22 protein-coding genes, 1 tRNA gene and 1 riboswitch are annotated in these 19,742 nt (G+C 38.2%); of the genes, 17 read left to right on the top strand and 6 right to left on the bottom strand.

Annotation, left to right across the window (positions count from 1 at the left end):
* Positions 1-16 precede the first annotated feature (16 nt).
* From GOM46_RS03710 to GOM46_RS03735, 6 genes are all read left to right on the top strand, one after another.
* Positions 17-208 carry a PspC domain-containing protein gene (locus GOM46_RS03710; RefSeq protein ID WP_235084087.1) on the top strand — a complete coding sequence of 64 codons (192 nt, stop codon included), beginning with the start codon at positions 17-19 and terminating at the stop codon, positions 206-208.
* A gap of 145 nt (positions 209-353) precedes the next feature.
* Positions 354-803: a hypothetical protein gene (locus tag GOM46_RS03715; RefSeq protein WP_235084088.1), complete on the top strand. Its 450-nt coding sequence runs from the start codon at positions 354-356 to the stop codon at positions 801-803.
* 20 nt (positions 804-823) lie between these two features.
* Positions 824-1,273 (top strand): hypothetical protein, encoded by a 450-nt coding sequence (locus GOM46_RS03720; RefSeq protein ID WP_006150604.1) that lies wholly within the window; start codon positions 824-826, stop codon positions 1,271-1,273.
* A 173-nt stretch (positions 1,274-1,446) separates the two neighbouring features.
* A complete protein-coding gene (locus GOM46_RS03725; protein ID WP_000863850.1) occupies positions 1,447-1,581 on the top strand; it encodes a DUF4044 domain-containing protein in 135 nt (44 codons plus the stop codon).
* A 75-nt stretch (positions 1,582-1,656) separates the two neighbouring features.
* On the top strand, positions 1,657-2,967 hold the full coding sequence (gene obgE / locus GOM46_RS03730; protein ID WP_235084089.1) for a GTPase ObgE: 1,311 nt from the start codon (positions 1,657-1,659) through the stop codon (positions 2,965-2,967).
* Positions 2,968-2,976: 9 nt separating this feature from the next.
* Complete coding sequence (locus tag GOM46_RS03735; protein ID WP_235084090.1) at positions 2,977-3,138, top strand: hypothetical protein; 162 nt, start codon at positions 2,977-2,979, stop codon at positions 3,136-3,138.
* A 49-nt stretch (positions 3,139-3,187) separates the two neighbouring features.
* Here GOM46_RS03735 and GOM46_RS03740 read toward each other — a convergent pair whose 3' ends face one another.
* On the bottom strand, positions 3,188-5,467 hold the full coding sequence (locus GOM46_RS03740; protein WP_235084091.1) for a Xaa-Pro dipeptidyl-peptidase: 2,280 nt from the start codon (positions 5,465-5,467) through the stop codon (positions 3,188-3,190).
* A gap of 169 nt (positions 5,468-5,636) precedes the next feature.
* Here GOM46_RS03740 and mutY point away from each other — a divergent pair, with 169 nt between their 5' ends.
* From mutY to GOM46_RS03760, 4 genes are all read left to right on the top strand, one after another.
* Entirely contained in the window at positions 5,637-6,794 is a 1,158-nt protein-coding gene (mutY, locus tag GOM46_RS03745) for an A/G-specific adenine glycosylase (protein ID WP_235084092.1), read from the top strand.
* A gap of 68 nt (positions 6,795-6,862) precedes the next feature.
* Positions 6,863-7,567 carry a response regulator YycF gene (yycF, locus tag GOM46_RS03750; RefSeq protein ID WP_235084093.1) on the top strand — a complete coding sequence of 235 codons (705 nt, stop codon included), beginning with the start codon at positions 6,863-6,865 and terminating at the stop codon, positions 7,565-7,567.
* Positions 7,560-8,909 (top strand): cell wall metabolism sensor histidine kinase VicK, encoded by a 1,350-nt coding sequence (gene vicK, locus GOM46_RS03755; RefSeq protein WP_235084094.1) that lies wholly within the window; start codon positions 7,560-7,562, stop codon positions 8,907-8,909. Before yycF ends, vicK begins: the two co-directional genes overlap by 8 nt.
* Position 8,910: 1 nt before the next feature.
* Complete coding sequence (locus GOM46_RS03760) at positions 8,911-9,720, top strand: MBL fold metallo-hydrolase (RefSeq protein ID WP_006150622.1); 810 nt, start codon at positions 8,911-8,913, stop codon at positions 9,718-9,720.
* 36 nt (positions 9,721-9,756) lie between these two features.
* Here GOM46_RS03760 and GOM46_RS03765 read toward each other — a convergent pair whose 3' ends face one another.
* Both GOM46_RS03765 and GOM46_RS03770 read right to left on the bottom strand, forming a co-directional pair.
* On the bottom strand, positions 9,757-10,104 hold the full coding sequence (locus tag GOM46_RS03765) for a thiol reductase thioredoxin (protein ID WP_006150616.1): 348 nt from the start codon (positions 10,102-10,104) through the stop codon (positions 9,757-9,759).
* Between the two features lie 108 nt (positions 10,105-10,212).
* Entirely contained in the window at positions 10,213-11,931 is a 1,719-nt protein-coding gene (locus GOM46_RS03770) for a phospho-sugar mutase (protein ID WP_006150600.1), read from the bottom strand.
* A gap of 151 nt (positions 11,932-12,082) precedes the next feature.
* Between GOM46_RS03770 and GOM46_RS03775 the strand changes: the two genes are divergently transcribed.
* A complete protein-coding gene (locus GOM46_RS03775) occupies positions 12,083-13,984 on the top strand; it encodes an ABC-F family ATP-binding cassette domain-containing protein (protein ID WP_235084095.1) in 1,902 nt (633 codons plus the stop codon).
* A gap of 38 nt (positions 13,985-14,022) precedes the next feature.
* On the opposite strand, the gene GOM46_RS03780 is transcribed toward GOM46_RS03775, so the two are convergent.
* From GOM46_RS03780 to GOM46_RS03790, 3 genes are all read right to left on the bottom strand, one after another.
* Positions 14,023-14,094: transfer RNA gene (locus GOM46_RS03780), tRNA-Arg, on the bottom strand.
* A 104-nt stretch (positions 14,095-14,198) separates the two neighbouring features.
* Positions 14,199-14,576: a large conductance mechanosensitive channel protein MscL gene (gene mscL / locus GOM46_RS03785; RefSeq protein ID WP_178895090.1), complete on the bottom strand. Its 378-nt coding sequence runs from the start codon at positions 14,574-14,576 to the stop codon at positions 14,199-14,201.
* A gap of 81 nt (positions 14,577-14,657) precedes the next feature.
* Positions 14,658-15,092: a GtrA family protein gene (locus GOM46_RS03790; protein ID WP_235084096.1), complete on the bottom strand. Its 435-nt coding sequence runs from the start codon at positions 15,090-15,092 to the stop codon at positions 14,658-14,660.
* 28 nt (positions 15,093-15,120) lie between these two features.
* Positions 15,121-15,218, top strand: a riboswitch (PreQ1 riboswitch).
* Here GOM46_RS03790 and GOM46_RS03795 point away from each other — a divergent pair.
* From GOM46_RS03795 to GOM46_RS03820, 6 genes are all read left to right on the top strand, one after another.
* Positions 15,216-15,725, top strand: a complete 510-nt coding sequence (locus tag GOM46_RS03795) for a QueT transporter family protein (protein WP_016465913.1) — start codon at positions 15,216-15,218, stop codon at positions 15,723-15,725. Its footprint overlaps the riboswitch before it by 3 nt.
* Positions 15,726-15,842: 117 nt before the next feature.
* Positions 15,843-16,259, top strand: coding sequence for a hypothetical protein (locus GOM46_RS03800; RefSeq protein WP_225750391.1), 417 nt, complete (start codon positions 15,843-15,845; stop codon positions 16,257-16,259).
* Between the two features lie 66 nt (positions 16,260-16,325).
* Complete coding sequence (locus GOM46_RS03805; RefSeq protein ID WP_235084097.1) at positions 16,326-16,985, top strand: hypothetical protein; 660 nt, start codon at positions 16,326-16,328, stop codon at positions 16,983-16,985.
* A gap of 126 nt (positions 16,986-17,111) precedes the next feature.
* Complete coding sequence (locus GOM46_RS03810; RefSeq protein WP_235084098.1) at positions 17,112-17,909, top strand: formate/nitrite transporter family protein; 798 nt, start codon at positions 17,112-17,114, stop codon at positions 17,907-17,909.
* A gap of 80 nt (positions 17,910-17,989) precedes the next feature.
* Positions 17,990-19,264 (top strand): DUF2130 domain-containing protein, encoded by a 1,275-nt coding sequence (locus GOM46_RS03815; protein WP_235084099.1) that lies wholly within the window; start codon positions 17,990-17,992, stop codon positions 19,262-19,264.
* Positions 19,265-19,273: 9 nt separating this feature from the next.
* The gene (locus GOM46_RS03820; protein WP_006149756.1) at positions 19,274-19,717 is read left to right on the top strand and encodes a GNAT family N-acetyltransferase; all 444 of its coding nucleotides are present in this window, start codon (positions 19,274-19,276) and stop codon (positions 19,715-19,717) included.
* The last annotated feature ends 25 nt before the right edge of the window (positions 19,718-19,742 follow it).

Consider the following 19,742-nt stretch of genomic DNA (forward strand, 5'->3'; position numbering starts at 1 on the left):
ATGAAAGGATAAAACAATGAATAAGAAATTGATGAGAAGTGGTAGAGATCAAAAAATTGGTGGTGTCTGCGCAGGAGTAGCACATTATTTTGATATTGATCCTACCATTGTTCGTGTTATCTGGGGAGTTTTGGCTTTCTGTTATGGAGCTGGAATCGTTGCTTATTTGATTTTGTGGGCAATTGCTCCTGTATCAAATGAATTTTAAGAAAAAGATTAGAGTAAAAGCGAGACTAATAATATTCAATGATTTGAAACTTCAAATCGGTGAAATGGGATTCATTTGGGGTTTATTTCTGGTGCGGGATATTAAATTTCATTAAATAGATTTGTCCGTTAAAGGAGTTGAGATAATGAAAAAGAAAAGATGGGCCAAAATCAGTGCACTGGTAGGTATTGTAGGAGGGCCCTTATCGATCTTCTTTATATGTGCGTTATTGGCTGCTGCGATTGGTGCTAGTCGTTCGGGGGCACTGATATCTCTTGCTTTAGCAGTAGTGACATTTGCCATTATCTTTTTCGTAGCATTGAAAAGTGCTTACTATTATAAAAAAGATGAACGTGTGAATCAGGTGATTGCGAATTTATTTGTAACTTCAAGCGGGGTAGGTTTCGTTGTAACCTTACTGATTGCCTTGGCAAATATTCCAATGTTCAGCGGACTTATTGATTGGATAATGGATGCCTTGTTCGACGGAAGCGATGGCTTTGCACGTGCCCTCGGTTTCATGTTTCTATCAGCGATTTTATCCGTTGTCTGGGGCATTTATTATGCCATGTCCCTAAGGAAATTTGAGGACTAACACTTAAAGGAGACGAGAACATGCAAAGTAAGAAATGGGTAATCTGGTGTGTTTTTGTGGGCATTGTTGGAGGAGCATTTTTAATGGTATCTCCCGTGGGATTACTCGCGGCAGGAATCGGAGCAAATGGCCAGATGTTTGGTTCTATATTAATTCTAATACTGTCTACGTATCTGACGATTTTCTGTGTAGCTTTGAAGAGTAAGCTTTACTATAAAGGCGATGATAGAGTCTCTAAATTCGTGACCAATACGTTTTTAATAGCAGGGACGATTGGATATGCCCCAATCTTTATTTGGTTTATAGGCTATATTCCCTTCTTAAATGACTTGTTATATTGGTTGTTTAGTACGGTTTTTTCTGGACAAGATGCCTTCTCTCTATTTTTTCTAGTGGTAGAGTTTGTCGCGATCCTATCGATTATCAGTGGCATCGGATATGCGATCAGCTTGAAAAACTTCAGAGAATAATGTAAAGCGGATTTTTTCGAGACTTTTATTGATAAGATATTCGGAAATTACAAATAGAGAGGAAATGCGAATTTGACAGATATAAAATAGGGAATCTGATGTGTTTTTGTTGGTGATACATCTGTATCAAATGATTTTTAAAATTAGAGAATAATAATAATAAAGGAGAAAACATGGCATTCGGTGATAATGGTAAACGTAAAAAAACTTTCTTTGAAAAACTAACAATGTTTGTCGTATTAATCATGTTGTTTGTTACTTTAGCAGGTATTTTTGCGACTGCAATTGGTGTATTTAGCAGATTCTAAATTGCTAGTTGTAGGATTTATTTCAAATAGTTGGTGACTGGGATTTCCCAGCCCTTTTTAAAGTGAGAAAAGAATATGAGTATGTTTTTAGACACAGCCAAGATTAAGGTAAAGGCTGGTAATGGTGGCGATGGCATGGTTGCCTTTCGTCGTGAAAAATATGTCCCTAACGGTGGACCTTGGGGCGGTGATGGAGGACGTGGTGGTAATGTTATTTTCGTTGTAGACGAAGGCTTGCGTACCCTTATGGACTTCCGTTACAATCGTCATTTCAAGGCCCAATCAGGTGAAAAAGGGATGACAAAAGGAATGCATGGTAGAGGGGCAGAAGACTTGATTGTCCGTGTACCTCAAGGGACAACTGTGCGTGATGCGGAGACTGGGAAAGTTCTCACTGATTTGATAGAGAACGGACAAGAGTTCATCGTGGCTCACGGTGGTCGTGGTGGTCGCGGAAATATCCGTTTTGCAACACCTAAAAATCCTGCGCCAGAAATCTCAGAAAACGGAGAACCTGGTCAAGAACGTGAATTACAGTTAGAACTTAAAATCCTTGCGGATGTTGGTTTGGTTGGTTTCCCATCTGTAGGTAAATCAACACTCCTTAGCGTGATTACCTCCGCTAAGCCAAAAATTGGGGCCTACCACTTTACGACTATTGTACCAAATCTTGGTATGGTTCGTACCCAGTCCGGTGAATCCTTTGCCGTTGCAGACCTTCCTGGATTGATTGAAGGTGCTAGCCAAGGTGTTGGCTTGGGGACTCAGTTCCTTCGCCATATCGAGCGTACTCGCGTTATTCTTCATATCATTGACATGTCAGCTAGTGAAGGACGTGATCCTTATGAGGACTATTTAGCAATCAATAAGGAACTTGAATCTTATAACCTTCGTCTTATGGAGCGTCCACAGATTATTGTTGCCAATAAAATGGATATGCCTGAGAGTCAAGAAAACCTTGAAGAGTTCAAGAAAAAATTGGCTACTAATTATGATGAATTTGAAGAATTACCGCCAATCTTCCCAATTTCAGGTTTGACTAAGCAAGGACTTGCACCGCTATTAGATGCAACGGCTGAGCTTCTTGATAAAACGCCAGAATTCCTTCTTTATGATGAGTCAGAGATGGAAGAAGAGGTTTACTATGGCTTTGATGAGGAAGAAAAACCATTTGAGATTGGCCGTGATGACGATGCAACTTGGGTTCTTTCAGGTGAAAAACTCATGAAACTCTTTAACATGACTAACTTTGACCGTGATGAGTCTGTCATGAAATTTGCGCGTCAGTTGCGTGGTATGGGAGTTGATGAAGCTCTTCGTGCTCGTGGTGCTAAGGACGGCGACCTTGTCCGTATTGGAAAATTTGAGTTTGAATTTGTAGACTAGGAGATAGCTATGGGTGATAAACCAATATCTTTCCGAGATGCTGATGGAAATTTTGTTTCTGCAGCAGATGTCTGGAATGAAAAGAAATTAGAAGAACTTTTTAATCGCCTCAATCCCAATCGTTCATTGAGACTTGCGAGAATGAAGAAAAAAGCCGAAGAAAAAAAATAAGAACAAAAGAACCCGTGATATTTGTATCACGGGTTTTCTGGTTTACTAATTACTTTTGATCTGGGATTTCCAGACTAGATTGCGCAAGGTCTACAGTTAATTGATAGTCAGTATTGTCACGGACAGTAATTTCAAAGTCAGTAGTATAAAGAACGAGTCGGAGAGTATCGCCTTCTTTTAGTTTATAAATAGTTGGTTGGAGTTCAAATTGGAATTCCATCCATTCATCTGGTTTAACTTCTTCAATTTTTAATAAATCATGACGATTTTGGAGATTGAGGTAGCCTTTGGTAATAACACGTTGGGCATTTGGGCTAAATGGTAGTTCGCAAAGGTTTTCCAGCATATGGTAGCGACCATTATCAATCGTACGAGTAGCCAAGACTCCAGGATAAGGTTGAAGGTATTTCTTTTGACCAAGTTCGAGAAGTTGAGCAGAGAGAAGACCTTTATTGATACTTGACTTGAGACGAAGATTTAGTTTAACACGACCATTGATATGAAGATCTTCAGTCACTGGAAGATCAATAGTAATCTGATTCACCTTACCTTGATAAAGTTCATTGTTAAAGGTTTGGTAAGTTTTTACAAATCGTTCGAAGTCAGAATCTTGGTAATGATTTTCAATGACAGCTTCCTCAGTACCTAAAGAGAAAGTTTTATGGTCAGTTTGATTTCCAAAATCTTCAAGTGACAGCCAAGTTTGAGGAGCAGTATTGTCTTGCCAAACGACACTTGAAAGTTGGTAGTTAGTGCTTTGACCCAATAATTTCTGTGTCAAAAGGGCATTCATGGATTCACGGAAATCAATAGACTGCCAGTTGTTCATATAAACATGGGCACCGTTATGGTAAAAGAGATGTTTATTAATATGACTTGGAAGAGCATTGAACATTTGATAGACATGAAGTGGTTTTACATTCCAGTCTTGTGAACCGTGGGTAAAGACAACTTCAGCCTTAACCTTTTTAGCATTAAGAAGGTAGTTTCTGTCATGCCAAAACTGGTTATAATCTCCAGTTTTACGGTCTAGATTTATCTTGAGTTCTTCTATGGAAGCTTTATGAGCCTCATTTCCACGAATATAGTCACCAGCTAAGAGATTACGAGAATAAGTTAATTCATCTAATGAATCGAAGTCCTCCCCTGGATAGCCACCAGGGCTTGTTACCAGACCATTTTCTCGGTAATAGTTGTACCATGATGAGATACCTGCTTCAGCGATAATGACTTCTAAACCTTCAACTCCTGTAGTAGCAAGACCGTTAGACATTGTTCCTAGGTAAGAAAGACCAGTAGTTGCCACTTTACCATTTGACCAATCAGCTTTTACTTGACGTTTACGACTATGATCCGTAAAGGCACGACAACGACCGTTAAGCCAATCAATAACATTCTTATAGGCTTCAACTTGGCGGTAATCTCCATTGGTCATTAAACCTTGTGAATCTTTGGTACCAAGACCTGATACGTAGATATTGGCAAATCCTCTTGGAAGGAAGTAGTCGTTAAGTGTGTAGCTGCTATTGATATGAGTGAGTTTTTCTTCAGCTTCAGAAACAAGTCCAGCATCCCCAACGGGTTCAACCAAGTCCAGGGTTGGATTTTCTAACGTAATTTCATGTGGTTCCTTGACTTCTAGTTCGGCTTCCATCTTATAGAGAGCCTTATCGCTTGCTTTGTCATTGGTTCCTTGATGGTATGGACTTGCTGTCATGACAGCTGGAATCTTTCCATTGTAGGCTGGACGAATGATATTTACCTTGATGAGGTCAGGTAGACCATCTTTATCAGAATCAACACGAGTCTCTACATAAACTACTTCACGAATGACATTGTTAGTATTGAAGGTTGCCAAACTCTTGCCATTGAAGTAGTGATAGTTATTGTCCTCAGGAATAAGACCATCACTAACTAACTGATCGATAAGGGTGTTCCCTTTTTTAGTGCGTGTATTTAAAAGCTGGTAGAGATTGTCGATTAAATCTCCGTAAACGATCGGAAACGCTGTTTCTTTGTGAAAAGCCAGACCATCTTCAAAGTCTACTAAGTAACTGAATCCAAGTAGTTGAAAGGCAACAGTATAGAAAATTTCTGCTGTCAATTCACGGTCTGAATTGAAGAAAGTGAGTAAATCTGTTTCTTTATCAACTGCTAAAGTAGTGAGGGGATAATCCGTATTTTTAAAATTGAAAAAACAAGTTCTAACAAAAGCTTCAAACTGTTCTTTATGTGAAGCTGAAAGATCAAGCTTGAATCCAAGCTCAGATAATTCCTGTAAAGCTTGTTGGTTTGTAACGGGATAATAACTAAATTGATTAAAACGCATTGATATCTCCTTTAAAGAATCATTCAAGAGTCATTATATCAAAAAATCATAGAAAATAACAGAAAGAGTAGAGTATGTCTGATAGTCAGGCATGATAAGAGAGTCGATACTAAAACATGGACAATTTTCATTTTTTGAGTATCCTATAAGGTTATGCTATACTAGATATATGTTAGATTTGGAGAAATACGGCGTGACCATGTGGGAAGAGGAGAAAATTCTCTCTTTCCGTCAAAAACTTTTAGCCTGGTATGATGAAAATAAGCGAGATTTACCTTGGAGAAGAAGCAAGAATCCTTACCATATTTGGGTATCTGAAATTATGTTGCAGCAAACAAGAGTTGATACTGTCATTCCCTATTACGAGCGTTTCCTAGAATGGTTTCCGACTGTAGAGAGTTTAGCAATCGCACCTGAAGAACGTTTATTAAAAGCATGGGAAGGACTTGGTTATTATTCTCGTGTTCGCAATATGCAAACAGCAGCTCAGCAGATTATGAATGAGTTTAATGGAGAATTTCCTTCAACTTACGAAGGAATTTCAAGTCTGAAGGGGATTGGTCCCTATACGGCTGGTGCAATTTCAAGCATTGCTTTTAATCTTCCACAACCAGCAGTTGATGGGAATGTCATGCGTGTTCTGGCTCGTCTATTTGAAGTCAATCATGATATTGGAAATCCTAGCAATCGGAAAATATTTCAGGCTATGATGGAAATCTTGATTGATCCAGATCGTCCAGGTGATTTTAATCAGGCCTTGATGGATTTAGGTTCAGATATTGAGGCTCCAGTTAACCCTAGACCAGAGGATAGTCCTGTTAAAGAATTTAGCGCTGCCTATAAACATGGAACTATGGCTCGCTATCCCGTTAAAGCACCAAAGAAAAAGCCGGTTCCTATTTATCTCAATGCTTTAGTGGTACAAAATAGTAAAGGACAGTTTTTACTAGAGAAAAATGAAAGTGAAAAGTTGCTTGCTGGATTTTGGCATTTCCCCTTGATTGAGGTAGAGGAATTTTCAAAAGACGAAGAATTAAATCTCTTTAGTCAAGTGGCTGAATCATTTCAGCAGCTCGGTCCTTCACCTCAAGAAAGCTTTGAGCAGGATTATGATTTAGAGGTTGACTGGCAGGATACCCATTTTGAAGAAGTGAAACATGTCTTTAGCCATCGAAAGTGGCATGTCCGAATTTTAGCCGGGCAGGTAGTTGATGACAAAGAATATAGCGATAAAGAAGTTGTTTGGTTAACTCCAGAAGAGTTTGACCTTTACCCACTAGCAAAACCTCAACAAAAGATTTGGCAAGTGTATTCAAAAAGATGTTGATAATACTAGTCTTTCGTGTCTTCTTTGCATTTTTTTGGTATAATTGATATAAGGAAAAAGGTGACTATATGAAAAAAATATTGATTGTTGATGATGAGAAACCAATCTCAGATATCATTAAGTTTAATATGACTAAAGAGGGTTATGAAGTTGTAACAGCCTTTAATGGACGTGAAGCTATTGAACTGTTCGAAGCTGAAAAACCTGATATTATTATTTTGGACTTGATGTTACCAGAAATTGATGGTCTGGAAGTGGCTAAAACGATTCGCAAGACAAGTAGTGTTCCAATTATCATGCTTTCAGCAAAAGATAGCGAGTTTGATAAGGTTATTGGTCTTGAGCTTGGAGCTGATGATTATGTAACAAAACCATTTTCAAACCGTGAGCTACAAGCGCGTGTTAAGGCTTTGCTTCGTCGTACTGATTTAATAGCAGTGGAGAACCAAGAAGAAGATACAAAATTACAAAGTCTTCAAATTGGAGATTTAGAGATTCTTCCTGATGCTTATGTGGCGAAAAAATATGGTGAAGAATTGGATTTAACTCATAGAGAGTTTGAGTTATTGCATCACTTAGCTTCTCACCTTGGTCAAGTTATTACCCGTGAACACCTTCTTGAAACTGTTTGGGGATATGATTATTTCGGTGATGTTCGTACTGTTGATGTTACCATTAGACGTCTACGTGAGAAGATTGAAGACACACCAAGCAGACCTGAGTATATCTTGACTCGTCGTGGTGTGGGTTATTACATGAGAAATAATGATTAATATAATTAAACAAACGATTCTGACAAGAGATTTTATCTTTGTTCTCATTTTAATTGGATTTATCATGCTCGTGAGTTTCCTTTTGCTTGAAGGTCGAAGGGATAATATTCGTCTCAAACAGTTAAATCAAAAGGTTAAAGATTTAATTGCCGGTGATTATTCCCAAGTACTGGATATGCAGGGGAATAGTGAAATCACTAATATCACGAATAACTTAAATGATTTGTCAGAAGTTATTCGTCTGACGCAGGAAAACTTAGAGCAGGAAAGCAAAAGGTTGCATAGTATCTTGTCATACATGACTGATGGTGTCCTTGCAACTAACCGTCGGGGCCAAATCACTATGATTAATGATATGGCTAAAAGACAACTTGGTGTTGAACGTGATGAAGCTCTGAATCAGAATATTCTTGAGTTACTCAAGATTGAGGATGAGTACGAGCTTAGGGACTTGATTACTCAAAGTCCAGAATTGATGATTTATTCCCAAAATGTCAACGGCGAGTATATCAGTTTACGTGTGCGTTTTGCCTTGATTCGTAGAGAGTCTGGTTTTATCTCTGGTTTGGTAGCAGTCTTACATGATACGACTGAACAGGAGAAGGAAGAACGCGAGAGAAGACTTTTCGTTTCGAACGTTAGTCATGAGTTACGGACTCCATTGACTAGTGTAAAATCTTATCTTGAAGCCTTGGATGAAGGAGCTCTTTCAGAACCAGTTGCACCAGACTTTATAAAGGTTTCTCTTGATGAGACCAATCGGATGATGCGTATGGTGACAGACCTCTTACATCTATCACGTATTGATAATGCTACCAGTCATTTGGATGTTGAATTGATTAACTTTACCGCTTTCATTACTTTTATCCTGAACCGTTTTGACAAGATTCGAGCCCAGGATGAGGAGAAGAAATATGAGATTGTTCGAGACTATCCGATTACTTCTGTATGGATTGAGATTGACACCGATAAGATGACACAGGTGATTGATAATATTCTCAACAATGCTATCAAATATTCTCCAGATGGTGGGAAAATTACGGTCAGCATGAAGACAACTGATGATCAGATGATTTTATCTATTTCGGATCAAGGACTTGGGATCCCTAAAGAAGATTTACCAAAGATTTTTGACCGTTTTTATAGGGTTGATAAGGCTAGAAGCCGTGCCCAAGGTGGTACTGGTTTAGGACTTGCTATTGCAAAAGAAATCGTTAAACAACATAATGGTTTTATCTGGGCTAAGAGTGAATACGGTAAGGGTTCAACCTTTACCATTGTACTTCCTTATGATAGAGATGCTGTGAAGGAAGAAGTATGGGAGGATGAAGTAGAAGACTAGAATGAGTGAAACAGGCTTTAAATATAGTATTTTAGCATCGGGTTCTAGTGGGAATTCCTTCTATCTAGAAACCCCTAAGAAAAAGATTTTAGTGGATGCCGGCTTATCCGGTAAAAAAATCACAAGTTTATTAGGTGAAATCAATCGTAAACCAGAAGATTTGGATGCGATATTAATCACGCATGAACACACGGATCACATACATGGTGTTGGAGTTTTAGCGCGTAAATATGGCATGGACCTCTATGCCAATGAGAAAACTTGGCAAGCTATGGAAAATAGTAAGTACTTAGGTAAAGTTGATTCTTCTCAAAAGCATATTTTTGAAATGGGAAAAACCAAAACATTTGGAGATATTGATATCGAGAGTTTTGGTGTTAGTCATGATGCGGCAGCTCCCCAATTCTATCGTTTTATGAAGGACGATAAGAGTTTCGTCATGCTGACAGATACAGGTTATGTCAGTGACCGTATGGCTGGTATCGTTGAAAATGCAGATGGCTACCTTATCGAGTCAAATCATGATGTAGAAATTTTGCGAGCTGGATCTTATGCTTGGCGACTCAAACAACGGATTCTTTCTGACCTCGGTCACCTTTCGAATGAAGATGGTGCAGATGCAATGATACGTACACTTGGTAATCGTACCAAAAAAATCTACTTGGGACATTTATCAAAGGAAAACAATATCAAGGAGCTTGCCCACATGACCATGGTCAATCAGCTAGCTCAAGCGGATCTCGGTGTAGGAGTAGATTTTCAAGTTTATGATACGTCTCCTGATACCGCAACACCATTGACAGATATATAAAAAAAGAAGGCAAATGCCTTCTTTTTATTATGCTTTTTACAAACCAGCAAATTCTTTGATTTCTTGTGCAGACATAGAAGAATCACAACGAACCTTGATTTCTCCGTTAGCAACATGTACGAATCCAGGTACTGTAGGGATTTCATAACGTGAGCGGAAGTCTTGCAATGCATCGAGCTGGCTTGGTTCTTCGCTGTTGATGAAGTAGATGTGTGCTTTTGTTTCGGCAACGACACCAGCCAAAGTTCCGGCAAATTTACGGCAGTAAGGACAAGTTTTACGTCCAACAAAGAAAGTTGCAGTTTCTTTGTTATCAAGGGCTTCTTGAGCACGCGCTACAGTTGTAACTTCAAGATCTTTAATATCTTCTAAGAATTGTTCCATGAGTTTACCTCGCTTTCATTGATAAATCTAGTATGCCATAAAGTTTTTAAAAATGCTTAGATTTGATACGAAAAAAGATGAGATGGTCTATCTCATCTTTTTAAGTTGTTATTTTACAAAAGCGTTGATTTCAGCTTCAATGTTTGCAATTTTGGTTTGTGAATCTTCATTGCTTTCACCAACCACTGCAATATAGAATTTAATTTTTGGTTCAGTACCTGAAGGACGAACAGCAATCCAAGAACCATCCGCAAGTGTGTATTTCAAGACATCACTTGGAGGAGTTGTCAAGGCTGTTACAGTGCCATCTGTAGCAGTAGATGTTTGAGCTTTAAAGTCTTCAACAACAGTAATTGCTGTATTATTGAATTCTTTTGGACCATTGTCACGGAATTTAGCCATAATTGCCTTGATCTGCTCAGCACCATCAACACCTGAAAGGGTAACAGAAATAGTCTTTTCAGCATAGTAGCCGTATTCTTTGTAGATTTCTTCGATACCATCTGCAAGTGTCAAACCACGAGAGCGGTAGTAGGCAGCAAGCTCAGCAACTACAAGAACGGCTTGGATAGCATCTTTATCACGTACGAATGGTTTAATCAAGTAACCGAAGCTTTCTTCAAATCCCATCATGTAAGTGTGATTGTGTTTTTCTTCGAATTCTTGGATTTTTTCAGCGATAAATTTGAAACCAGTCAAAACGTTGAACATAGTTGCGCCGTAGCTTTCAGCAATCTTAGTAACCAAGTCAGTTGAAACGATAGATTTGCAGAGAGCAGCGTTTTCTGGAAGAGTTCCAGCATTTTTGTGGGCTTCTAAAATGTACTTAGCCATGATAGCACCGATTTGGTTACCAGAAAGGTTGAGGTAGCTACCATCTTTTTGAAGGACTTCAACACCGACACGGTCAGCGTCAGGGTCTGTTGCAACAAGAACATCAGCGCCAACTTGGCGACCAAGTTCTTCAGCGAGAGCAAAGGCTGCTTGATTTTCTGGGTTTGGTGATTTAACAGTAGAGAAGTCTGGATCTGGTGTTGCTTGAGCTTCAACGACTTGAACTGAGTCAAATCCTGCTTGTGCAAGTGCACGGCGAGCCAACATTTCACCAGTACCGTGAAGTGGTGTGTAGACAATCTTCATGTCTTTACCAAATTCTTCAATCAAGGCTGGGTTGATGTTTACATCTTTAACTTCTTTGAGGTATTCGGTATCGACTGCTTCGCCAATAACTTCAATCAAACCAGAAGCTTTTTCAGCTTCTACATCAGCAACTTCAACAGCAAATGGGTTTTCGATAGCACGAATATAAGTTGTCAAAGCATCTGCATCATGCGGAGGCATTTGACCACCATCTTCACCATAAACCTTGTATCCATTAAATGGAGCTGGGTTGTGACTAGCTGTAATCATGATTCCTGCAAAACAGTTGAGGTGACGAACAGCAAATGAAAGTTCTGGAGTTGGACGAAGACTTTCAAAGACATAGGATTTAATACTGTGTTTAGCAAGAACTGCTGCAGACTCAAAGGCAAATTCTGGAGAGAAGTGACGGCTATCGTAAGCAATGGCTACACCACGTTCTTTTTCATTTCCCCCTTTTGACTCAATCAAACGAGCCAAACCTTCAGTTGCTTGACGGACAACATAGATGTTAATACGGTTTGTACCTGCACCAATCAATCCGCGCATACCAGCTGTACCAAATTCAAGATTAGTATAGAAGGCGTCTTCCTTTGTTTTTTCATCCATATTTTCTAAATCTTGACGAAGGTAGTCAGGAAGTTCTGCAAAATTTACCCATTTTTGGTAATTTTCTTGATAAGTCATAGGAAATCTCCTTTATTATATATTCTAATCGGCTTCATTATACCATGAAATGAAGTTTTAGTAAAACGTTAGCATGAGTTTCTGATAAGTTGTAAAATGTAGCTTAAGAACAACCCTTGAACGGCTTAAAGAAACATGCTATACTAACTGTATGATTATTTTACAAGCAAATAAAATCGAACGCTCTTTTGCAGGAGAGGTTCTTTTTGAGAATATTAACCTCCAAGTAGATGAAAGAGATCGTATCGGTCTTGTTGGGAAAAATGGAGCGGGTAAGTCTACACTATTAAAGATATTAGTCGGAGAAAAAGAACCAACCTCTGGAGAGATTAATAAGAAAAAAGATATTTCCCTTTCTTACTTAGCACAGGATAGTAGATTTGAATCAGACAACACAATCTATGACGAGATGTTGCATGTTTTTGATGACTTACGGTCTACTGAGAAACAGCTTCGTCAGATGGAGCTCGAGATGGGTGAAAAGACAGGTGCGGATTTAGAAAAACTAATGGCTGACTACGATCGTTTGTCAGAAAACTTCCGTCAGGCCGGAGGTTTCACCTACGAAGCGGATATTCGGGCTATTTTAAACGGATTTAAATTCGATGAATCGATGTGGCAGATGAAGATTGCCGAGCTCTCTGGTGGTCAAAATACTCGTCTTGCACTGGCAAAAATGCTCCTTGAAAAACCGAATCTCTTGGTTTTGGATGAGCCAACCAACCACTTAGATATTGAAACTATCGCCTGGTTAGAAAATTACCTCGTAAACTATAATGGTGCCCTTATTATCGTCAGTCATGACCGTTATTTCCTCGATAAGGTTGCAACTATAACACTTGACTTAACCAAACATTCCTTAGACAGATACGTAGGAAACTACACTAGCTTTGTGGAGCAGAAGGAGCAAAAACTCGCAACTGAAGCCAAAAACTACGAAAAGCAACAGAAGGAAATTGCTGCCTTAGAAGACTTTGTCAATCGGAATCTTGTTCGAGCATCGACAACCAAAAGGGCGCAATCTCGACGGAAACAACTGGAGAAAATGGAGCGCTTGGATAAGCCAAAAGCTGGAACTAAATCAGCTAATATGACCTTCCACTCTGATAAAACATCTGGCAATATTGTTTTAACTGTTGAAAATGCTGCGATTGGCTATGATGGTGAGGTATTGTCGGAGCCCATCAATCTCGATCTTCGTAAGATGAATGCAGTAGCGATTGTAGGTCCTAATGGTATTGGTAAGACGACCTTTATCAAGTCTATTGTTGATCAGATTCCTTTTATTAAGGGTGAGAAGCGTTTTGGCGCTAATGTCGAAGTTGGCTACTATGACCAAACTCAAAGTAAGTTAACACCAAGCAATACAGTTTTAGATGAACTATGGAATGATTTTAGATTGACGCCAGAAGTTGAAATCCGTAATCGCTTAGGTGCATTTCTTTTCTCAGGGGACGATGTTAAGAAATCAGTTTGTATGCTTTCAGGTGGAGAGAAAGCTCGCTTGCTCTTAGCTAAACTTTCTATGGAAAACAATAACTTCCTGATTCTCGACGAGCCTACAAACCACTTGGACATCGATAGCAAGGAAGTCTTGGAAAATGCTTTGATTGACTTTGATGGGACTTTACTTTTTGTCAGCCATGACCGTTACTTTATCAACCGAGTAGCCACTCATGTTCTAGAATTATCTGAAAATGGCTCAACCCTCTATCTTGGTGATTATGACTATTATGTCGAAAAGAAAGCAGAGCTAGAAGCTAGTAAAGTAGAGGGAACATTAGTTGATAGCAATAAGAACGAAGAAACTCCAGTTAATGATTATCAAGCTCAAAAAGAGAGTCAAAAAGAACTTCGGAAACTGATGCGAAAAATTGAAAACTTGGAGGCAGAAATCGAAGAACTTGAAACCAAAGCTCAAGATATTTCTGACCAAATGCAGACTACCAATGATGCAGATGAACTCATGCAATTACAAGCAGAACTGGATAAGATTAGCCAGCGACAGGAAGAAGCAATGCTTGAGTGGGAAGAGTTATCCGATCAGGTATAAAAAAAACAGCGATTGACGCTGTTTTTTTATTCTAGCTATCCACCCTGAGGGAATCGAACCCCCATCTCAAGAACCGGAATCTTACGTGATATCCATTACACTAAGGGTGGAAACTCTCATCATTATATCAAAAATAGGAGTTTTACTCAAGACCAATATAATGCTAAATAAAAGTAAAAAAAGGATTTAGACAAATCTAAATCCTTTTACATTCTTAGTTTTTTTCAAGAAGTGCTTTGATTTCTTGAAGAACTTCCAATTCAGTTGGACCAGCTGGAGCTGCTTCAACTTCTTCTTTCTTACGAAGGTTTTGAGCTTTCTCAATTCCTTTAACTACAAAGAAAAGAACAGTACCAACTACTACGAAGTTGATGATAGCGCTCAAGAAGTTACCGTAAGCAACACCGTTCCATGAAAGTTCAGCAATGCGGTCAACTTTCGCAGCTTTCAAAGCTGGGTTCAATAGTAGTGGAGTGATGATATCGTTAACGAATGAAGTTACGATAGCACCAAAAGCAGTAGCGATGATCACACCGACAGCAAGGTCTACGACGTTACCGCGGAGCAAGAAATCCTTAAGATCCTTTAACATAATCTTTTTCCTTTCAAAATTTTATCAAATTTTTACACATAACATTATATCGTAAATTTGTGGGCAAAGCAAGAAAAGTGCTCAATGATTTTTAAAAACAAAAAGCTTGCTGAAAAGGTAGTTTAGAACGACTATTGTAACCTGTGCAAAAACGATTTCTATGGTGTTAACCCTGTTGATGTCATCACCAACAAATTGACCGATAATATGAGGAAATTTAGTAACAAAGATAAAGGTTAAAGCCATATCAAGTAAGAAGGTAAAAGCTCTAGCTCCTGAGAATTTGATAAGTCGTCTAAACCAATTTGCTCGTTTTTGTTTAAAAACAATGGTATCGTTGGTAAAAAAGGCAAATAAAATACCCGTTATATTACCTAAAGCTGTAGCGACCAACTCTTGTCTAGTTATAAAAAATATGATCATGCGTGTTCCTACTGAGACTATGGTAGTAGCAACACCGAAAAATAAATAGGATAAAATTTCGTTATCGAAGAATTTTTTTATGTATCTTTTCATAAGATTAGTATAGCATAAAGACTATAATTGTGCTATACTTATAAAGTTGACTTGCTCAACCCTTGGTGCTTAGCTTCTTTCACCAAGCATATTAGACGCGGGATAGCCGCTAAAGGAGAAAACATGAAAAAACTAACTGTCCGTGATTTGGCTGATATTGCCATTGTAGCAGCTATTTATGTGGTTTTGACAATTACGCCACCACTCAATGCCATCAGCTACGGTGCTTATCAGTTCCGTATTTCTGAAATGATGAACTTCCTAGCTTTTTACAATCCTAAGTACATTATCGGTGTTACTCTTGGATGTATGATTGCTAATTTCTTCAGTTTTGGACTCATCGATGTCGCAGTCGGTGGAGGATCAACTCTTGTCTTCCTAAGTCTAGGAGTTCTGTTGTTTAGTAAATACAGTAAAGACTATCTGTTTAATGGATTGATTCGTAAAGATCATTTCTTCTTTTCAATTCTATTTTCAATTTCAATGGTAACAATCGCTGCTGAATTGCATATCGTAGCAGAAGCACCTTTCTTCTTTACTTGGTTCACTACTGGTATCGGAGAATTTGCTTCACTAATTGTCGGTGCCATTATCATTGGTAAAATTGGTCAACGTATTGATTTGACTAGATAAAGATATCACATCAAATATTCATGAAAAGGGCTGAACTTTGTTCAGTTTTTTTCTTTGTCCATAAAACTAGTTGCTCAACAAAAGTGGTATAATAAAGAAAAAAGGGATCATTTTAATATGTATAGTTATCGTATTTCAGTTTTTGAAGTCCTTTGGAAAAATCAAGTCATTAGATTTTTGTTAATTTTTTTAGCACTATTTTATTTCTATCTTTTTTTCCAAAGAGTTAAGACATCTTTAAAAAGTGGTGGGAGTATGTTGGATCCTTTTCATATTGCAAAGGGAAGATTATACATTCACACGATTATTCTTTTTAGAAAAAGGATTGTTCCTCTAGCTGAAATTAAACAGATTGATATTGATTACGTTCGAGGGAGAAGAATGAATGGGGACAGGTATCATCTGTACTTTACAAGGAAAGATGGAAAATCTTTTACTTTTCATTTTGGAAAAAGCAAAAGAAACGAGGAGTTATTGAAAAATCTTGCCAATGTGGCCAAGAAGTGCCATATTAAAATCTATTATTATTATTAAGAGTCGATTGCTAAAATTGGATTGTTGTCACTTGTGACAGTTGTCAAAGCTAGGAGAGTAGCTAATATGAATCAACTACAAGTAATAAGAAAAGATAAACAACTAAGAATTTTATTGATGCAAGAATGCGATATTCTCTTTTATGACCAGTTGAAAGAGGTTGAATTTTCTCAGAACAATGAAGTTTATTCTCTTTCGCCCATAGCCTTTGCTAAAGACGGTAGTGGGGGAGAATATGTAATTCTTGAGGATCAGAGTATAGGTTTTATAGGGAGTGAAGGCCAAGTTGGCCGGGTAGCAGAAAGCCTTGATGAATTGCTTACTTTCTTACTTCATGCTGGTTCTATCTCAGACTTTTCCTGTCGGTTACTCTATCAAAACAAGCATTTGTTGGCAAAATTCTGTCAGGGATTTATTAACAAAGCACGAGAAAACTACCAGTCAAAAGGTGAATTGTGGGATAAAGTGAGAGCTGGACTTGCACAAGAGTTGGGACTTGAATTTCAGCCAGAAAAACTGCAAGAGTTAGCCTTCAATTTTTATCAATCAGCGATAAGAACCCCTCTATTCACTTGTAAATATGGTCATGGTGAGAATGAATATGTCTGCGATTCTGTTTTGTCTGATATTGTCGGCTTGTGGGTTTCAGAGATGGTAGGGTTGACTGCAGAAGAAATTATGAATTATAATCGTTTCGGAAATATTGATGAAAGAGGTTCTATTTAATTAAAGTATTGTGTCTATTTTAAGTATCTTGATTAGAAATATACTCCTGTTAGATTCAAGAAAACGCTTCCCATAAATGTAGTTTTATGTTATAATATTCACAAATAAAAAGTTTTAGGAGTTTATATGGTTTCATCAGAATTTATCTCAAAAATTGAATTTGCTTGTAAAAAGAAAGAAAGTCTTTATTCAAATAGCAAATTCAAGTATGCTATCCGTTCAATGTTTGCAGGTGCATTCCTTACCTTCAGTACAGCAGCTGGAGCTGTTGGTGCTGACTTGATCAATAAGATCACTCCTGGTAGCGGACGCTTCCTTTTCCCATTTGTTTTCGCATGGGGATTGGCCTACATTGTCTTCTTGAATGCTGAGTTGGTTACATCTAATATGATGTTCCTTACAGCTGGTAGCTTTTTGAAAAAAATTAGCTGGAGAAAAACAGCTGAAATTCTCTTGTATTGTACTTTCTTTAACTTAATTGGTGCGCTTATCGCTGGTTGGGGATTCGCACACTCAGCAGCTTACGCAAACTTAACACATGATAGCTTTATTTCTGGCGTTGTAGAAATGAAGTTGGCACGTTCGAATGAATTGGTATTACTTGAAGGTATTTTAGCGAATATCTTTGTAAATATCGCAATTCTATCATTTGTTTTGGTTAAAGATGGTGGAGCTAAACTTTGGTTGGTTCTTTCAGCCATTTACATGTTTGTATTCTTAACGAACGAACACATCGCCGCAAACTTTGCATCATTTGCGATTGTGAAATTCAGTGTCGCTGCTGATTCAATTGCAAACTTCGGTATTGGAAATATCCTTCGTCACTGGGGTGTGACCTTTATCGGTAACTTTATTGGTGGTGGTTTACTAATTGGATTACCTTACGCTTTCTTAAACAAAAACGAAGATACATATGTAGATTAAAAGTTGGATTGATTCCAACTTTTTCTTTTTGTTTTTCCATGCTATAATGAAAGTAGTAATGTTAAATTTAGAGGAAAATCATGAACGAAATTAAATGTCCAAATTGTGGCGAAGTTTTTACTGTTAATGAAAGTCAATATGCAGAACTAATTTCTCAAGTTCGCACTGTAGAGTTTGACAAGGAGTTACATGCCCGAATCAAGCAAGAATTAACGTTGGTGGAACAAAAAGCTTTAAATGAACAACAGGCAAAACTCGCTCAAAAGGATCAAGAAATTGCCCAGCTACAAAGTCAAATCCAAAACTTCGATACAGAAAAAGAATTGGCCAAAAAAGAAGTGGAGCAAAGTGCTAGCCAAAGTCTGTTGGAAAAAGAAAAAGAGGTCCAAGCTCTTGAGAATCAATTGGCTACCTTGCGCTTGGAGCATGAAAATCAACTACAAAAAACTCTTTCTGATCTTGAAAAAGAACGCGATCAGGTCAAAAATCGGCTCCTTTTACAAGAAAAAGAAAACGAACTTTCTCTTGCTTCGGTGAAACAAAACTATGAAGCCCAGCTTAAGGCAGCTAGTGAGCAAGTTGAGTTTTACAAGAATTTTAAGGCACAACAATCTACAAAAGCTATTGGTGAGAGTCTAGAACAGTATGCGGAGAGCGAGTTTAACAAGGTTCGTAGTTTTGCCTTTCCAAATGCTTATTTTGAAAAGGACAACAAGATTTCAGCGCGTGGTTCTAAAGGAGACTTCATCTTCCGTGATTTTGATGAAAATGGGCTGGAATTTATTTCCATCATGTTTGAGATGAAAAATGAAGCGGATGGAACTGAGAAGAAGCACAAGAATGCTGATTTCTACAAGGAGTTGGACAAGGACCGCCGTGAGAAAAACTGTGAGTATGCAGTTTTGGTAAGTATGCTAGAGGCTGATAATGACTACTTCAACACTGGGATTGTCGATGTCAGTCATGAGTATGAGAAAATGTACGTTGTCCGTCCTCAGTTCTTTATCCAGTTGATTGGTCTCTTGCGCAATGCGGCTCTTAACTCTCTAAAATACAAGCAAGAACTAGCACTTATCCGTGAGCAAAATATTGACATTACCCACTTTGAAGAAGACCTAGACGCCTTCAAGATTGCCTTTGCTAAGAACTACAATTCAGCCTCAGTCAACTTTGGCAAGGCCATCGATGAAATAGACAAAGCCATTAAGCGTATGGAAGAAGTCAAGAAATTCTTGACTACATCAGAAAACCAACTCCGCCTCGCTAATAATAAATTGGACGATGTTTCCGTTAAAAAATTAACCCGTAAAAATCCAACTATGAAGGCTAAGTTTGACGCCTTGAAGGAAGACTAGGAGGAACCTATGCAGATACGAAAAGCAACCATGAAAGATGCTGAAGCTCTACTGTCTTTATACGAAGACTTGGGCTATCCAACGACCGCTTCTAAGCTGTCTCGACGTTTAGAACTGATTCTTTCTCAGCCACATTATGGCTGTCTTTTAGCTGAAAGAAACGGAGAAATTTTAGGTTTCTTAGGTTATGCAAAGCTCTTCTATTTTGAAGCAGATGGATCTTACTATCGTATTTTATCTTTGTCAGTTGCAAAAGAAACAAGACGACAAGGAATTGCTAGTAGGCTAATCGATGAATTGAAAAAACAAGCAGTAAAAGAAGGAGCTGAGGCACTGGCTTTAAATAGTGGATTAACCGCTGAACGAAATGCTGCACATCAGTTTTATCAGGCTGTTGGATTTGAAAAAGTGACTGCCGGCTTTGCCTTGCATTTAAAAACTCAACATAAATAAATCATGAAAAATATGGTAGAGGGAA

Origin of the sequence: Streptococcus infantis (assembly GCF_021497965.1) — a bacterium.
In the GTDB taxonomy this organism is placed as follows: Bacteria; Bacillota; Bacilli; order Lactobacillales; family Streptococcaceae; genus Streptococcus; species Streptococcus infantis_B.

Bases quoted from the DNA above. Each gene is read 5' to 3' on its own strand.
- GOM46_RS03810 (WP_235084098.1), top strand. From the start codon at position 17,112: ATGGTTTCATCAGAATTTATCTCAAAAATTGAATTTGCTTGTAAAAAG.
- GOM46_RS03790 (WP_235084096.1), bottom strand. From the start codon at position 15,092: ATGAAAAGATACATAAAAAAATTCTTCGATAACGAAATTTTATCCTAT.
- mscL (WP_178895090.1), bottom strand. From the start codon at position 14,576: ATGTTAAAGGATCTTAAGGATTTCTTGCTCCGCGGTAACGTCGTAGAC.
- GOM46_RS03725 (WP_000863850.1), top strand. From the start codon at position 1,447: ATGGCATTCGGTGATAATGGTAAACGTAAAAAAACTTTCTTTGAAAAA.
- GOM46_RS03795 (WP_016465913.1), top strand. From the start codon at position 15,216: ATGAAAAAACTAACTGTCCGTGATTTGGCTGATATTGCCATTGTAGCA.
- obgE (WP_235084089.1), top strand. From the start codon at position 1,657: ATGAGTATGTTTTTAGACACAGCCAAGATTAAGGTAAAGGCTGGTAAT.
- GOM46_RS03805 (WP_235084097.1), top strand. From the start codon at position 16,326: ATGAATCAACTACAAGTAATAAGAAAAGATAAACAACTAAGAATTTTA.
- yycF (WP_235084093.1), top strand. From the start codon at position 6,863: ATGAAAAAAATATTGATTGTTGATGATGAGAAACCAATCTCAGATATC.
- GOM46_RS03710 (WP_235084087.1), top strand. From the start codon at position 17: ATGAATAAGAAATTGATGAGAAGTGGTAGAGATCAAAAAATTGGTGGT.
- GOM46_RS03770 (WP_006150600.1), bottom strand. From the start codon at position 11,931: ATGACTTATCAAGAAAATTACCAAAAATGGGTAAATTTTGCAGAACTT.
- GOM46_RS03760 (WP_006150622.1), top strand. From the start codon at position 8,911: ATGAGTGAAACAGGCTTTAAATATAGTATTTTAGCATCGGGTTCTAGT.
- GOM46_RS03765 (WP_006150616.1), bottom strand. From the start codon at position 10,104: ATGGAACAATTCTTAGAAGATATTAAAGATCTTGAAGTTACAACTGTA.
- GOM46_RS03715 (WP_235084088.1), top strand. From the start codon at position 354: ATGAAAAAGAAAAGATGGGCCAAAATCAGTGCACTGGTAGGTATTGTA.
- GOM46_RS03740 (WP_235084091.1), bottom strand. From the start codon at position 5,467: ATGCGTTTTAATCAATTTAGTTATTATCCCGTTACAAACCAACAAGCT.
- GOM46_RS03815 (WP_235084099.1), top strand. From the start codon at position 17,990: ATGAACGAAATTAAATGTCCAAATTGTGGCGAAGTTTTTACTGTTAAT.
- mutY (WP_235084092.1), top strand. From the start codon at position 5,637: ATGTTAGATTTGGAGAAATACGGCGTGACCATGTGGGAAGAGGAGAAA.
- GOM46_RS03720 (WP_006150604.1), top strand. From the start codon at position 824: ATGCAAAGTAAGAAATGGGTAATCTGGTGTGTTTTTGTGGGCATTGTT.
- GOM46_RS03800 (WP_225750391.1), top strand. From the start codon at position 15,843: ATGTATAGTTATCGTATTTCAGTTTTTGAAGTCCTTTGGAAAAATCAA.
- GOM46_RS03820 (WP_006149756.1), top strand. From the start codon at position 19,274: ATGCAGATACGAAAAGCAACCATGAAAGATGCTGAAGCTCTACTGTCT.
- GOM46_RS03735 (WP_235084090.1), top strand. From the start codon at position 2,977: ATGGGTGATAAACCAATATCTTTCCGAGATGCTGATGGAAATTTTGTT.
- vicK (WP_235084094.1), top strand. From the start codon at position 7,560: ATGATTAATATAATTAAACAAACGATTCTGACAAGAGATTTTATCTTT.
- GOM46_RS03775 (WP_235084095.1), top strand. From the start codon at position 12,083: ATGATTATTTTACAAGCAAATAAAATCGAACGCTCTTTTGCAGGAGAG.